The organism is Idiomarina loihiensis L2TR, from assembly GCF_000008465.1.
GTDB classification, from domain to species: domain Bacteria; phylum Pseudomonadota; class Gammaproteobacteria; order Enterobacterales; family Alteromonadaceae; genus Idiomarina; species Idiomarina loihiensis.
This window is the reverse complement of the sequence record NC_006512.1, coordinates 2498948-2512759: the sequence shown is the minus strand read 5'-3', so window position 1 is coordinate 2512759 and position 13812 is coordinate 2498948. Positions and strand designations below refer to the sequence as shown.

At 44.9% G+C, this 13812-nt stretch carries 11 protein-coding genes; 7 read left to right on the top strand and 4 right to left on the bottom strand.

The features are described from left to right. Nucleotides 1-9: 9 nt before the first annotated feature. The 5 genes from IL_RS12025 to IL_RS12005 all read left to right on the top strand — a co-directional run bounded on the left by IL_RS12025 (nt 10) and on the right by IL_RS12005 (nt 8063). A complete protein-coding gene (locus IL_RS12025) occupies nt 10-453 on the top strand; it encodes a YaiI/YqxD family protein (protein WP_011235567.1) in 444 nt (147 codons plus the stop codon). A gap of 2 nt (nt 454-455) precedes the next feature. Further along, on the top strand, nt 456-1652 hold the full coding sequence (locus IL_RS12020) for a GGDEF domain-containing protein (protein ID WP_011235566.1): 1197 nt from the start codon (nt 456-458) through the stop codon (nt 1650-1652). Nucleotides 1653-1791: 139 nt separating this feature from the next. After that, entirely contained in the window at nt 1792-4764 is a 2973-nt protein-coding gene (locus IL_RS12015; protein ID WP_011235565.1) for a TonB-dependent receptor, read from the top strand. Nucleotides 4765-4892: 128 nt separating this feature from the next. Next, nucleotides 4893-6245 (top strand): NADP-specific glutamate dehydrogenase, encoded by a 1353-nt coding sequence (gene gdhA, locus IL_RS12010; protein ID WP_011235564.1) that lies wholly within the window; start codon nt 4893-4895, stop codon nt 6243-6245. 129 nt (nt 6246-6374) lie between these two features. Then, nucleotides 6375-8063, top strand: coding sequence for a M1 family metallopeptidase (locus IL_RS12005; RefSeq protein ID WP_011235563.1), 1689 nt, complete (start codon nt 6375-6377; stop codon nt 8061-8063). A 25-nt stretch (nt 8064-8088) separates the two neighbouring features. Here IL_RS12005 and IL_RS12000 read toward each other — a convergent pair whose 3' ends face one another. Then, nucleotides 8089-10962 carry an insulinase family protein gene (locus tag IL_RS12000; RefSeq protein WP_011235562.1) on the bottom strand — a complete coding sequence of 958 codons (2874 nt, stop codon included), beginning with the start codon at nt 10960-10962 and terminating at the stop codon, nt 8089-8091. 138 nt (nt 10963-11100) lie between these two features. Here IL_RS12000 and IL_RS11995 point away from each other — a divergent pair, with 138 nt between their 5' ends. Beyond that, nucleotides 11101-11775, top strand: coding sequence for a hypothetical protein (locus IL_RS11995; protein WP_011235561.1), 675 nt, complete (start codon nt 11101-11103; stop codon nt 11773-11775). A gap of 19 nt (nt 11776-11794) precedes the next feature. Here IL_RS11995 and IL_RS11990 read toward each other — a convergent pair whose 3' ends face one another. Both IL_RS11990 and IL_RS13570 read right to left on the bottom strand, forming a co-directional pair. Beyond that, nucleotides 11795-12118: a hypothetical protein gene (locus IL_RS11990; protein ID WP_011235560.1), complete on the bottom strand. Its 324-nt coding sequence runs from the start codon at nt 12116-12118 to the stop codon at nt 11795-11797. Then, a complete protein-coding gene (locus IL_RS13570) occupies nt 12111-12425 on the bottom strand; it encodes a hypothetical protein (RefSeq protein WP_011235559.1) in 315 nt (104 codons plus the stop codon). Before IL_RS13570 ends, IL_RS11990 begins: the two co-directional genes overlap by 8 nt. A gap of 33 nt (nt 12426-12458) precedes the next feature. Here IL_RS13570 and IL_RS11985 point away from each other — a divergent pair, with 33 nt between their 5' ends. After that, nucleotides 12459-12797, top strand: coding sequence for a YnfA family protein (locus IL_RS11985; protein ID WP_011235558.1), 339 nt, complete (start codon nt 12459-12461; stop codon nt 12795-12797). Here the strand turns inward: IL_RS11985 and IL_RS11980 are convergent. Further along, nucleotides 12794-13708, bottom strand: coding sequence for a pirin family protein (locus tag IL_RS11980; protein ID WP_011235557.1), 915 nt, complete (start codon nt 13706-13708; stop codon nt 12794-12796). The genes IL_RS11985 and IL_RS11980 overlap by 4 nt on opposite strands. Between the last annotated feature and the right edge of the window lie 104 nt (nt 13709-13812).

The window sequence follows — 13812 nt, the reverse complement described above, 5'->3', positions numbered from 1 at the left end:
CTATTAGCAATGACTTTATTTATTGATGCCGATGCCTGCCCTGTGGCAATACGGGAAATTCTCTTTCGCGCGGCACAACGAAAACAACTGCACCTCTACTTAGTGGCTAATCAACGCATTCAAACACCTAAATCTAAATTTATTCATATGGTGCAGGTAGGTAGTGGTTTCGATGTCGCAGACCATGAAATAGTCCGGCGCTGTGAAGCGGACGACTTAATCATAACCAGTGACATTCCGCTGGCGTCTGAAGTGATAGACAAAGGCGCTAAGGCATTAAGCCCCCGGGGGGAGCTCTTCACCCCCGACAATATTCGCCAGCGCCTGAATATAAGAGACTTTATGGATACCATGCGCAGTAGTGGTATTCAGTCTGGTGGCCCGCCGCCGTTATCGAATGTGGATCGCAAAAACTTTGCGGATCATTTAGACCGTTTATTAGCAGGGAGTTGAACTTGACCTTTTTTGCGGCGTTACCGGCAATTATCTGGGCTCTCATGGTTTGGTTTTATCCCGAGTGGCTTGCGTCTGTCTCGCTTTCGGTTCCCGGAACCGTCTCAGCCGCACTAGGGGTGGTGTTCTTAGTTGCCGCTTTCTTTCGGCAGTGGCAATGGTTTTATTGGTGCGCCTGGGTTGGTGGTATCTATGCCACAGTTCAGCTCGGTTTACAGCAACCGCTGGCGCAGGAGGAGGTTTCCCAGCTGTACGATGCACTTCCTGTGTGGTTATCGCTTAGTGCCTTGCTCCTGACCTTCCTGAAAAAGCCAGTACTACTCACCGGAAAAGGCATACTGATATTTGTAGCTTTAGCGACATTGCCTTTATCGTTATTGCTGCCGCCAGTTGCCCAGGTTCTCGCTTTATTGAACCCCGCGGAGGTTTTGACTTTACCTGACTGGCAGCAAAGTTCGTTTGCTATTGGACTTCTCATTTGGACAGTCGCTATGGGGGGAATTTGGGCAACTTATTTGCTTTATAAAAGCGCTTCCGCTTTTGCCTGGAGTCATTGGGCGGCATGGCTTTCTCTTATGGTCTTTTTATTGGCTGTGCAGTACCAGCAAGCCTCTACCTGGGCCGCTTTGGCAGCCAGCGCAGGCTTATTGCTGGCGCTGGCCGACCAAATGTTGAAGCTGGCCTACATTGATGAACTAACCGGGCTACCGCAACGGCGTGCGTTGATGAGTCAGTTGCAACACTTACGCAAACGCAGTGCCGTTTGCATGCTCGACGTTGACCATTTTAAAAAGTTTAATGATCGCTACGGGCACGAGGTTGGTGATCAGGTGCTGCGGCTGTTAGGCCGTATTTTAAAAGAGCACGGCGGGTTTAAGGCGTACCGCTATGGCGGAGAAGAATTTACTTTAGTGTTTTTCCACAACGATGAAGAAAAGCTAAAAAATTTGCTGGAAAGCGTTCGTAGCCAGGTTGCTAATTACCCGCTTAAATTGAGAGAGCCTTCGCGGCCAGAGAGTAAGACAAAAGGAAAAGAAGCGCGAGGTAAAAAGGAGAAGAGTAAAACGGTAAAAGTCACGATAAGTTTAGGTGCAACTGTAAAAGAGCCTGATGATACAGCGGATAGCATTTTAAAACGTGCTGATGAGAATCTTTATTCTGCGAAGAAGGCTGGGCGTAATAGAGTGTCTGTTTGTTAATTAAAATAACAACTGGACAAAAAATATCCTTCTAGTTAATGTGATTGTGAGGTCTCGCCTCGATAACAATAAAAATTTATAACAAAAACAAGTTGTACGTTCACTTAGATAGTGGCGTTTGTTAACGGAGAGAACAATCATGTTTAAATTAAAAAAAACGTTAACAGCGTTATCGGTTGCATCAGCAATTGCTGCTGCCTCTAGCGCTTACGCTCAGGATACCGGTACACTTCGTATACAAGTAACAGACAGGCAAGGGAATCCTGTTCCTAATGCAACAGTGAGTGTGAGTGCTCCGGATACCTTGGCAAAAAGGACCGCAGAGACCGATGACGAGGGATATGTTCGTTTAGGCGGTTTGCAGCCATCTCGAGACTATCAAGTCGAGATTGTCGAAGAGGGATATTCTGAATTTGAGTCTGCGAATGTTCGAGTTTCGTCGGGCCAAACCTTTGAGCTGAACTACACATTAACAGCAGAGGGCTCTGATATTGAGACAATTCAGGTGACCGGCCGTGCGATGTCTACGATAGATACCACGTCCTCAACGACAGGAACTTCAGTCACCTTGGATATGACTGAGTCCCTTCCTACCGCTCGGAGTTTTCAGGATTACTTGCAGTTAGCCCCCAGTACTAAACCTTCAGTAGGTGGAAATCCATCGTCTAAATCAGGTGTTAATTATTCTGATATAGGTGGTGAGTATGGTTCATCTTCAGACAATGTTTACTACCTCGATGGTGTTAATGTTACTGATAATCAGACCGGTACTTTTGGTGCTAATATTAACTCCGAAATTATCCAGGAGCAGCGAATTTTAACTGGAGGCATACCTGCAGAATATGCAGGCGGTCAAGGCTTAGTAACCCGAGTTATCACGAAATCTGGTGGTAACGAGTGGAGTGGTTCTGTTAACTATTACTTCCAAAATGACAGTTTAGTCGCTGATAACGAGAACCTATCTCAAAATAGCTTTGATACTTTTGATACTGCGGTGACTTTGGGTGGCCCAATTATTGAAGATGAACTTTGGTTTTTCGGCTCTTACCAAATTAAAGATCGTGAAGAAGATGTGACTGATCCGGTAACGGACACAAAATTGCGTACTATCACAGATGAGCAAGATCTGGGTTTCTTTAAACTGACCTGGCAACCAACCGGAAATGATCGCTTCGTTGCTAGCTGGTTTAACGATCCTCAAGAAATTAGTGGTTCTGATAACCCAAGAACATTGAATAATCGGGATGTAGCTGAAGAGAACGGTGGTGATAATTATAAAGTTGAGTATTCCCGTTATTGGGATAACTTGATTCTCACCCTGCAGGTCTCCAGTCATGAAGGTGAGGCATCACGCGTCGCTGCTGATGGTTCTACACGCAATGATGTGGCATATCGCACGGCTGGTGGCTTTGAGCCAACGAATGCGGATACTGACAAAGGTGGTTATGGCGTTAACTCTACCAATTTCCGCAATAAGGACCAGTATCAAGCTACGTTAGAGTATTTTTTGGATACTTATGATATGGGTAGCCACGAGATAAAAGCTGGCTTTGTCTACACGGTAAACGAAAACCTTCAGGATAGCCGTTACACCGGAGAGGGAGCTCAGTATACTTCAATCGGAAACAGAAATTCAGGCTCCACCATTGGTGATTATTTAGATGCCGACGACTGGGTGGGCCAGCGAGATCTATCTGCGGATGACCTTTCGCGACTCATTTCAAATATGGCTTCAAGCGATGATGCCGCTTTATATACAAGTCGCTACGATACAAATAATGATGGCACAATTAGCGAAGACGAATTAAGAAGTGGTGTCATTTTTGATTCTACTGAGGGTAATCCAACAGGTGACGTGAACGTTTATCGAAGCCAAGAAGTTCAAACAGCACCAATTGAGATGGAGACCAAAGGTAAAACAGTTTTCCTCCAGGACACCTGGACTATAGCTCAATGGACAGTGAATGCTGGTATTCGTGCTGAAACTTGGGAGCATTTCTCATCTAAAGGCGACAAAATAGCAGAGTTTGACTGGGAAGTTGCACCGAGATTTAGTGTTGTTTATGACATTGATGGGTCTAGTAAAGTATGGGGTTTTGTAGGTCGTTACTATGATCCTATTCGCACAAATATGACTGATTTTGCAGGGAACCTGACTGGTCCAGTACTTCATGAGCAAATCTATTTAGAGGACCGCTGGTTGACCTATCGTGTGCGTGGTGGTGAGCAGGTGCAAGATGCGTTTTTCGCACCAAGTACAAAAACACCGTATACCGATGAAATACTGCTCGGTTATGCAACTAACATCGCTGACAATATGAGTATCGAGGTGACTTATACTGATAGGGCTACTAGAGATCTTCTAGAAGATTACGATCTTGGTGTCTATGCAAATGATCTAGAGGGTACTGACTTTTATTTACCCCTTTCCTATTTTGGCTACGACGAAAATCCTGGTTCTAATTACGTGATTGCGACGTTGGAAGGTGGAAAGCGTGATTATGAAGGTTTACAAGTAGCGTTTACTAAGCATAGAACGGCGTCTGATAACTGGTTTTTTAATGCGTCCTGGACATACAACGACGCAAAAGGTAATACGAACTCAGATAGTAATGCGGATCTGCAAGGAGATTTCGTTTGGCTAGATCCTCGAGCTCCGGGGGTATATGCAGATCAACCCGGAAATATCGAGCATCTGGTTAAATTATTTGGTAGTTACAAATTTGATAACGGGTTTGAAGTAGGTGCGGTATATAACTGGAACTCAGGTACCATTTATAGTAAAACCCGAGCTCTATACGGTCGCCATGCTCCGTTATCCGATGAACCATATGAGTATGGCGGATATACCGATACCTGGGTTCAGGAAGGGGTTATTGGCTCTCAGGAATCTCCCGCATACGGCACTTTAGACCTCCGAGTTAAGTATACTTACGACTTTGGTGAGAGCTATAAGGCTGAGTTCTTTCTTGATGTCTTTAATGCCTTAGATGACCAAGCTGCGCGTCGTGAACAAGACTTAGTCGCTGGCGACGGCGTGTATGAATTTGGTGAAGCGGTAGACTGGGTGAAACCGCGCCAGTTTTATTTAGGAGCACGTTTATCGTTCTAGTCTCCCTGCTGGAACATTCTTGTAACCCGGAGGCTTTGTCTCCGGGTTTTTTATTTGGGGCGATCTAAACTTTCTAAAATACGTTATTAATAAGCATGCATGCGCCTTTAACAATAACGGATACCTCAATGAGCTACATAAAAGAAACCATCGAAAAGCTAAAGCAAACCAGTCCGGCGCAAGTCGAGTTTTATCAGGCGGTAGAGGATGTACTTGAGTCGATAGAGCCCTTATTGGAAGAGCGTCCTAAATATCGGGAACACTCTATTATTGAGCGGCTACTTGAGCCTGAGCGACAAATCATGTTTCGTGTCCCCTGGATGGACGACGATGGTAAAATTCAGGTGAATAAAGGCTACAGAATAGAGTTTAACTCCGCTTTGGGGCCTTATAAAGGCGGGCTGCGTTTTCACCCAAGTGTTAATGCCGGTATTGTTAAGTTTCTTGGTTTCGAGCAAATATTTAAGAATGCGCTGACCGGCTTACCCATTGGCGGCGGCAAAGGTGGCGCCAACTTCGATCCTAAAGGCAAGTCGGACGCGGAGATTATGCGTTTTTGCCAGTCGTTTATGAGTGAACTGTATCGCCACATTGGTCCTCATACCGATGTTCCTGCGGGAGACATCGGTGTGGGCTCAAGGGAGATTGGCTACCTCTTTGGTCAATATAAACGCCTGGCCAATCGTTTTGATGGTGTCTTAACCGGAAAAAGTGAATTATGGGGCGGCTCTCAAGTTAGAAAAGAGGCGACAGGGTACGGTGTTGTCTATTTCGCGCAATGCATGATGGATGACCAGGATGACTCGCTGGACGGAAAGCGTTGCTTGATTTCAGGATCAGGTAATGTTGCTATTCATGCTATGGAAAAGCTGTATGAATTGGGAGCTAAACCGATAAGTTGCAGTGACTCCAGCGGGACCATTTACCATGATAGCGGTATTGATCTGGACTTGGTTAAGCGCATAAAAGAAGAGCAGGGAGGGCGGCTTAAAGAGTACCTTGAAACTCATGAGGATGCGGAATACACGTCTAAGGACGATTACCCTGAAGAAGGTCACTGCGTTTGGCGCTACGAAGCCGATATAGCTTTCCCCTGTGCGACTCAAAATGAATTGACCGAAAAAGATGCCCAGGCACTTCTGGAAAATGGGTGCAAGTACATAGTGGAAGGAGCCAATATGCCTACCACCCAGGCTGCAGTCGATCTGTTCATTGAAAGTGGTGTGGGCTACGGTCCGGGCAAAGCATCAAACGCTGGCGGTGTCGCCACTAGCCAGTTAGAGATGGCTCAGAATGCCAGTATGTTGCGCTGGGATTTTGAGGAAGTGGACGAAAAACTCAAAGACATTATGAGCAATATATACCAGGATGCGAAGCGCACTGCCGAAGATTTCGGACACCCGTCAAACTTAGTTCTTGGCGCAAATATTGCCGGGTTCCGTAAGGTCGCCGACGCCATGCTGGAACAAGGTGTGGTTTGATTTAATTAAGCTCGTTTTTTCCTTTAAATTCAGACAAACGTTTGAAACAAACCATTGGTCGCAAAAGTGCTTTAGTGTTTTTAATAATAAAGGCATGCTCAGTTAATAAACAACTGGGGAGATAAAAATATGAAAAAAGCACTTTTGGCGACTGCCTTTGTCCCATTAATTGTCGGCGGATGCGCCGGCGTTGAACCTAAGGAAACCCTGACTGAAACCTTGGAAACTGGGGGCGCACTAAAACCAGAGCATCAGCACATTAACCTTGAAAAAGCGCATTTGTTTTTCGATATAAATCCGGAAAAACGTGAAGTTAAAGGCAAAACTGAACTGGTACTTTCTGTTACTGAGAAACAGTCCGACTTCCTTATCGATTTTGACAATAACTATCAAATATCAACACTCTTCATTAATGGTCGTGAAACAAAAGACTACACTCATGAACTCGGTGAAATTCGCTTTAGCCTTGAGCAACCAATAGCTGCAGACGAAGAGGTAAAAGTCGTTATTGAATACAAAGGACAACCTCACGTCGCAATAAACCCTCCCTGGGACGGTGGCTATGTGTGGGACGAAACTGAAAATGGTAAGGCCTGGATAGCCACAGCCGTACAGGGAGAGGGTTGTGATTTGATCTGGCCCTGTATTGACCACCCGACGTTCGAGGCTAAGCAAACCGATATTGTTATCCGGGTGCCGAAAGGTCTGGTTGCAGCCAGTAACGGAAAGTTAATTGAAAGCAGTGAGGGTGATGACTGGTCACAGTACCACTGGCGTAGTGAGCAGCCACAGAATAACTATGGTATTGCATTAAATGTGGGTCCTTATGAGGTTCTTAAGGATACATACCAAAGCCGTTATGGACATGAGTACCCGTTGGTTTTTTACTATTTAGAAGGTAAAAAAGCTGAAGCGGAAAAGTTATTCAATGAGTTCTCTGAGCAGTTAGACTTTTACGAAGATGTCATTGGCCCCTACCCATTCTACGCTGAAAAAATGGGCGTTGTGGAAACGCCGCATTTGGGTATGGAGCATCAAACCATTAATGCGTATGGGCAAGAATACAAAGCCGGAAAATACAATTTCGACTGGTTACTTCATCATGAGCTGGCTCACGAGTGGTTCGGAAATCAAGTCACTAATACCGACTGGGACCACATGTGGCTGCATGAAGGTTTTGGCGCTTACATGCAGCCATTATATGGGCAATATTTGCATGGGGACTTTGCCTACCACAGCATGATGTATGACTCACGTATAGGTATACGAAACGAGCATCCGGTTGTATCGAATAAACCAATGTCAGAAGATGACGTTTATAAAGCTGACCGAGGGCCGGGTAGCGATATCTACCAAAAAGGCGCATGGATACTGCATACTTTGAGGAACTTGATTGGCGACGATGATTTCTTTGCGGCAACGAGAAAACTGGTTTACCAAACTACTGACCCGAAACCTGGAAACTTTGAACCGCATTTTGCGGACTCTCAAGACTTCATTGATGCTGTTAATGAGCAAACAGGCGAGGACTTTACATGGTTTTTTGAACACTACCTTTATACAGCGAAGTTACCAGAGTTGGTTGGTGAGCAAAAAGGGAGTCAGTTAAGCTTGCATTGGAAGACCTTTAACGAAGCAGCCTTTGAATTACCTGTAGAAGTGCAAGTTGGTGACACGATATCGACAGTTGTTGTGGGAAAGACTCCTGTTCAAGTTGAGTTACCTACAACCGATGCACATTATGTATTAGACCCGTTGCATAAGATTTTGAAGCAGGAAGATTATTTAGATGCTTACGCGAAAGAGCAACCTCAATAATGAGATTGCTCAATACCAGGCGTTATTACTGCTTTTCCATCTCCTGATGAAACTCTGCCAAATCGGAAATGATTTTCTGGTTTGGCAATTCAGCGTAGGGTTGTTCAGCAAACTTGGTACCTCGCAGCTGAACCGAAATACGCGCCGCATCGGGGTTTAACATGGTTTGCTGGTAAAACGTTTTGGCGTCTTCAAGGCTTACGTTTTCAACGGCATCAATTAACTGCTCTTTGCTGTCGAATTCAAAGCGCTGCAAGCTCAAATCAGCCAGGAATGGAGAAACTTCTTCCATCAAGTTCTTCGGCTGTTCGTTCAGTGTAATCAAGGTGCTTTGTTTGATTTGGTTGAACTCTTCCGGCGTCATTTCCTGTAAGTCTTCCCAGTACTCTTCTTTGAAACTATCAAAACGCTCCTGCATATCGGCAACGTTCTTAACCGGGGTTTGAATGTACAGGCCAAAACCTGCGTAATTATCAAGATTCGGTGCGAAAGAACCCACCGCATAGGCCAGTTGCTCTTCCGTACGCAGGGTATCAAAGGCTACGGTGCGGAAATGGCTTTGCAGAACCGTTCCTGCCGCTAGCGTGGCAAAACCTGGTTGAGGATGAATGTGTGCATCAACTATTGCCACGTCAGCTACATCCAGATCACGACGTAATACAATGGACTTGCCAGTTTCAGGCTTCCAGAATTGAGCCACTTTAAAGTCAGTGACCTTCCGGTCTTCGGGTAAGCTGGCCTGAATACGATCAACGGATTCTTCCAGGTTAGCCTTATCGTAATTACCAAAAGCAAACACGCGAATGGCGTTATTACCCATTAAGGTGTCGATAAAGTTAGACAAGTCAGCCGGAGTCAGGCTTTGCGCTGTTTCAATTAAGTCCGTTTGATTAAAACCACCTTCACGAATCAACTGTCCGTAGGCGTCAAAACTTTGATAAATAGGAAATTGCTGACCTTTGTTCTGCAGTTCTCTGATATAGCGATCAACGGCCTGTTTAAAGGCCTGCTCTTCTACGTTGAAGCTCAAATTATCGATAGCTCGTTCAAGCAACTGAGGCTGCTTATCGGTAAAGCCGGACACCGTTAGTGACAGGCCGGTGCCATCACTAAGGTTCAGGTTCATACCCGCAATATTCGCCTCGGTGTCCAGAGCGCTAACATTCATATTGTATAAATCGCGCCATAAAGCAGTTAAAACGTCCGCTTTTATACTTTTAATAGGTGCGTCGTTGTTTATTTGAATATAAAACACACCGCGCGGCTGGTCGCTGTATAACTGACTTGGATATTGCCAGACCTGAATGCCTTCCTCTTCGATAACCACTTTGGGTTTATCAAAAGCGTCGTTCTGCTTAATGGCAAAACTCTCTGGCAACAAGGTATTCACTTTCGGCAGGTTAATGGACATTTTCGGTTCGTTATCCCAGCTCGCGATTTCTTCTTGCGGTATGTCAACAACCTTGTATTTGCCTTCATAGAAATCGAGCTCGCTGTCGTGCGGTTCGTCCTGACTAATATACCAAACGCGCAGTCTTTCCGGTGTTAGTTGTGACAGTACCGAGCGGATGGCTTCAGGATCAAACTCACGGTATTCATAGGGGGCGCTGATGGCATATTCGGCAGGGAAGTTCTGCATTGTTTCAGCCAGAGAAGAAACGTAGCTGAACTCATCGCTTTTTTCTAAGAAGCGAAAACGATTATTCAGGCTGGTTTTTATTTCTTTAAAGTAACTTTCATCAACGCCCTCGGCGCGAACTTTATCGATGTACTGCATAATAAGCGCGACAATCTCTTCACGCTGTTGCATGCCGGCATTAGTGAGCTCAACATCAATGGCCAGAACACCGTAGTTCCCGTAAAAAGTGGGTTGTGCCGATGCATTTAAGCTAGCAATAAGGCCAGCATCTTTGAGTTGTTGTGCTGGCGTTCCAGGCATTTCTGAGCCGAGCAAGTAACTGACATAGCGGTTGGGTTTAACGGCAAACTGTTCCTGGTTGTCATTGATAATGAACTCCAGTTTTAGCTGCTTAACGTCTTCATTCGGTACATAGTGGATGCGCTTCTTGCCTACATCGTCGAAGTTAATTTGAGCTGTGACCTCGGGCTCATCAATACCGTCGTCTTCAATGCTGGCAAAGTGTTTACGAGCTAAGGTTTCCATCTCTTTTAACGAACGGTTGCTTATCATGGCAACTTTCATAATGTTGGCAGAATAGAAACGGTTGTAGAAATCGACGGTTTCTTTATGCAGCTCGCTGTTCTCTTTGTCACTCAGGCTGTCGAGGTTGCCAATAAGGAAACGGTTGGAAGGGTGCTCTCCCAATAATAAGCGGCCTAATTTAAACTGGCCGAAAAAGTCCATTTCACGGCGCATTGACCATTCGGCGTTCACTGCGTTGCGCTCTTTGTCTGCGTACTCAGGGTACAGTTTTGGTGCTTTGAAAAAATCAGAGAAGCGATCTAAAGCCTCATCATAGGCGTTGTTATTAATTTTAAACATGTAGTTGGTGACATCCAGCCAGGTAGAGGCATTTTGACTACCACCGTTATTACTCATAAATTCGCTGTATTCGTTGGTATCGGGATACTTTTCGGTTCCCAGAAACAACATGTGCTCAAGATAATGCGCCAGTCCTTGCTGAGCTTCGGGATCCTGCAATAAACCAACGCTAACACTTAAAGCGGCAGCCGACTTATCTGTATTCGGATCAGAAACCAACATAATTTCAATATTATTATCCAAAGTCACTACGCGATATTCGCGCTGGTCGTTCGGGCTTTTAATGACTTCGCCCGCCACGGCATTTTGAGTGGTGCCGGTTTCGGTAACGGGCTGACTGCAGCCTGCGGCTAAAAGAGCGAAGCTAATAGAGCTTGCGAGTAATAACTTCTTCATAAAAATATCCCTTAAAAAATGACCTCAATATAGTAACGAGGACTACCCTGCTTGTTGAGGGTGCTCTTTAATTATTTGTTGACTAATTTGTAACAGATTGTGAGAGTTAAAGCATACTTTTGGTACAGGGATGTCAAAATGAAAGCAATTATTATAATAGCGGTGCTTTTTTTATTAGTTAGCTGCAGTTCACCCACGGTATTTCTTACAACAGAACGGCTGCCACAGAAAGAGCGTCAGGAATTAATTTCTGCATTGTCTGAAAATGGGTTTAAAGTTAAAGCAACTTCGGGCGTGATGGTTCCGGAAGAATTCCCAGATGTGGTTGTAGCAACAAACCCCGCCAATGAAAACCCTGAGTTTTTCGCTAAACTTGAACAGGTTATTAGGCAACAAAACCTTGAGCCTGTAGCTTATCAAAAGTTTTATCAGCAGAAACATTATTATAAAGGGCGTAATGTTGGGTTATACGTGCGAGGTAATGCTCCTGAATTAAGGCTTCCACCGGTTCTTCGCGGTAACCACCAAACCTGTAATAACCAGCGTATGATTCTTGAATTTAAGAATAATAAACGGGTACATATTGACGTAGAAAAAGAAGAAATAACCTCGTACAAAGGAAGCTATCAGTCCATATTACCTGACACTATTCATGCTAACTTCGAGAGTCTGGAAGACCCCGTAACACTGAGGCTTTCTAGAGTGTCTGTAGAAACCTATGCGGGAATGAAAACCGCAGACAAAATAGTCGTTACGAACAGCGACAATAAAGTATTACCAGAAAATTGCGAGTTCATGATCATTCACTATTAGATCCGATAACGAGCAGAGGTTATTTTTCTGCAGTACATTCAGTGTAGACTTCAGAATAAGGCTGGTCGAAACAACGAATGAACTTATCAACAATATTCAAGTTTGGCGGCCATTGTATTTCAATAGGGTTTCCGTCTGCATCTGTCGGATTAAAACCTTCGGGCTTAGGAACTGCAGCCAGTTTTTCCCTTTGATTTTTTAGCTTTTCTCTATCTGACTGTAAAAAGGCGATAGTGGCGTCAACGTAATAGTTCCAGCCAGACATGTCTTTTTCGGGCGACTTGCGCGCTTGCTTCATTAAGCTAATAGCGCGTTGATACTGACCGACTTCGGCTCTAAGCATGACCCTCATGCCAGACAAAGGTTCTCATAGCCCCTTTGGAAATCTCGTTCTTTGTGTAATAGGTATGGATAAGGTCGGCTGCCGCTTCACGACAGGCTTCCGCTTTAGCTACTTCTCGCCAGCCTTTTTCCAGGTTTTGGTCAAACTCCCTGGGAGATAGCTTTAACATTTCAACTTCGTTATAAGAGCAAGTTTCACTCTCTGTATTTGTATCTTTGGCTACGGAAAACGGAGAGGCAATGGTTATTGAAAGAAAGCCGGTAACGAGTAATGCCCGCATAGTGAAACTGCTTGTAGTAGACTGCATAATGTCTTCTCCTGCTAAATAAAGGTGCTGAACATGTCTGTTTTGTTGATAGCCAAAACGCTAGGGCTTTTCTTTATTACAGCAATTGCCGAAATTATCGGATGCTATTTACCTTACCTGTGGTTGAAAAAAGATGGAAGTGCCTGGTTATTGATTCCTGCAGCTATCAGTTTGGCAGTATTTGCCTGGCTGCTTACATTGCATCCGGCTGAAAGTGGCAGGGTCTATGCGGCTTATGGGGGCGTTTACGTGGTAACTGCACTGCTGTGGTTAAAGGCTGTTGAAGGAGCTTCATTGTCGACTTACGATGCCGTAGGTGCTGCTTTCACTTTAACCGGAATGGCTATTATAGCGGTTGGCTGGAACCACTAAGGCAAAGGAATAAACTCATCTTCATCGCCAACAACTTTATCAAAGCGTTGATTCTGCCAATCTTTTCTTGCCTGCTCTATTAGTTCTTTATTAGAGGACACAAAATTCCAGTTAATAAATCGGTTGCCCAATGCATTACCGCCAATAATGACAATATGTGATGGTTCCTGAGCTGTAATAACGGGTTGCTCTTCAGTTTTTAATACAACCAATGTTCTTGCCGCTAGTTCTTTACCTTCTGAGCTTAAGCGCCCAGAAACGATATAAACAGCCAACTCTTCTGTTGTCGGTAACGTCAGTTCTTGGCCAGAATCCAACTTGGCTTCTAGGTACAAAATTTCAGACAAGGTAGGTACAGGTGACTTTACGCCATAAGCTTCACCTATCATGACGCGAACCGAAACCCCATTCACCTTAGCCGACGGAATATCGGTTGACGGAATATGATAAAAGGCCGGCTCTGTCTGTTCGTACTGTTCAGGCAAAGCTAACCAGAGTTGCAAGCCATGAAGTCTGTGTTCACGGGCGGTAATTTCCGGGCGCTCTCTTTCTGAGTGCGTAACGCCTTTGCCTGCGACCATCAGGTTGATATCGCCGGGCATAATTATCTGATAACTGCCAATGGAGTCCCGGTGCAGCATTTCGCCATCGAATAAGTAAGTGACAGTGGATAACCCAATATGCGGGTGTGGTGCGACATTGACACCTTCTCCCTGTGGGAAGTCGGCTGGGCCCATTTCATCAAAGAAAATCCACGGTCCGACCATACGCTTTTGGCGAGTGGGTAATGCGCGGCGGACATAAAAGCCGCCTAAGTCGCTGTCGCGAGGTTCAATAATAACTTCTATTGCAGATGACGGTTGTTCGTGCGAGTCACAACCTTGTTCAGCATTGTTAAGAATATTGCTCATGGAATACTGGCTGCCTTCAAAGTTATCTAAGTTCGTTTGTTATCTTTTTTAAAGATTACCGCAAAGTGCCGGGGGCGCAAGGAAGAAATCCTCAAATTTTTGCT

Excerpts from the sequence above, each read along its gene's own strand:
- IL_RS12025 (WP_011235567.1), top strand. The coding sequence starts at position 10 with ATGACTTTATTTATTGATGCCGATGCCTGCCCTGTGGCAATACGGGAA.
- IL_RS11995 (WP_011235561.1), top strand. The coding sequence starts at position 11,101 with ATGAAAGCAATTATTATAATAGCGGTGCTTTTTTTATTAGTTAGCTGC.
- IL_RS12005 (WP_011235563.1), top strand. The coding sequence starts at position 6,375 with ATGAAAAAAGCACTTTTGGCGACTGCCTTTGTCCCATTAATTGTCGGC.
- IL_RS13570 (WP_011235559.1), bottom strand. The coding sequence starts at position 12,425 with ATGCAGTCTACTACAAGCAGTTTCACTATGCGGGCATTACTCGTTACC.
- IL_RS12015 (WP_011235565.1), top strand. The coding sequence starts at position 1,792 with ATGTTTAAATTAAAAAAAACGTTAACAGCGTTATCGGTTGCATCAGCA.
- IL_RS11980 (WP_011235557.1), bottom strand. The coding sequence starts at position 13,708 with ATGAGCAATATTCTTAACAATGCTGAACAAGGTTGTGACTCGCACGAA.
- IL_RS11985 (WP_011235558.1), top strand. The coding sequence starts at position 12,459 with ATGTCTGTTTTGTTGATAGCCAAAACGCTAGGGCTTTTCTTTATTACA.
- gdhA (WP_011235564.1), top strand. The coding sequence starts at position 4,893 with ATGAGCTACATAAAAGAAACCATCGAAAAGCTAAAGCAAACCAGTCCG.
- IL_RS11990 (WP_011235560.1), bottom strand. The coding sequence starts at position 12,118 with ATGCTTAGAGCCGAAGTCGGTCAGTATCAACGCGCTATTAGCTTAATG.
- IL_RS12000 (WP_011235562.1), bottom strand. The coding sequence starts at position 10,962 with ATGAAGAAGTTATTACTCGCAAGCTCTATTAGCTTCGCTCTTTTAGCC.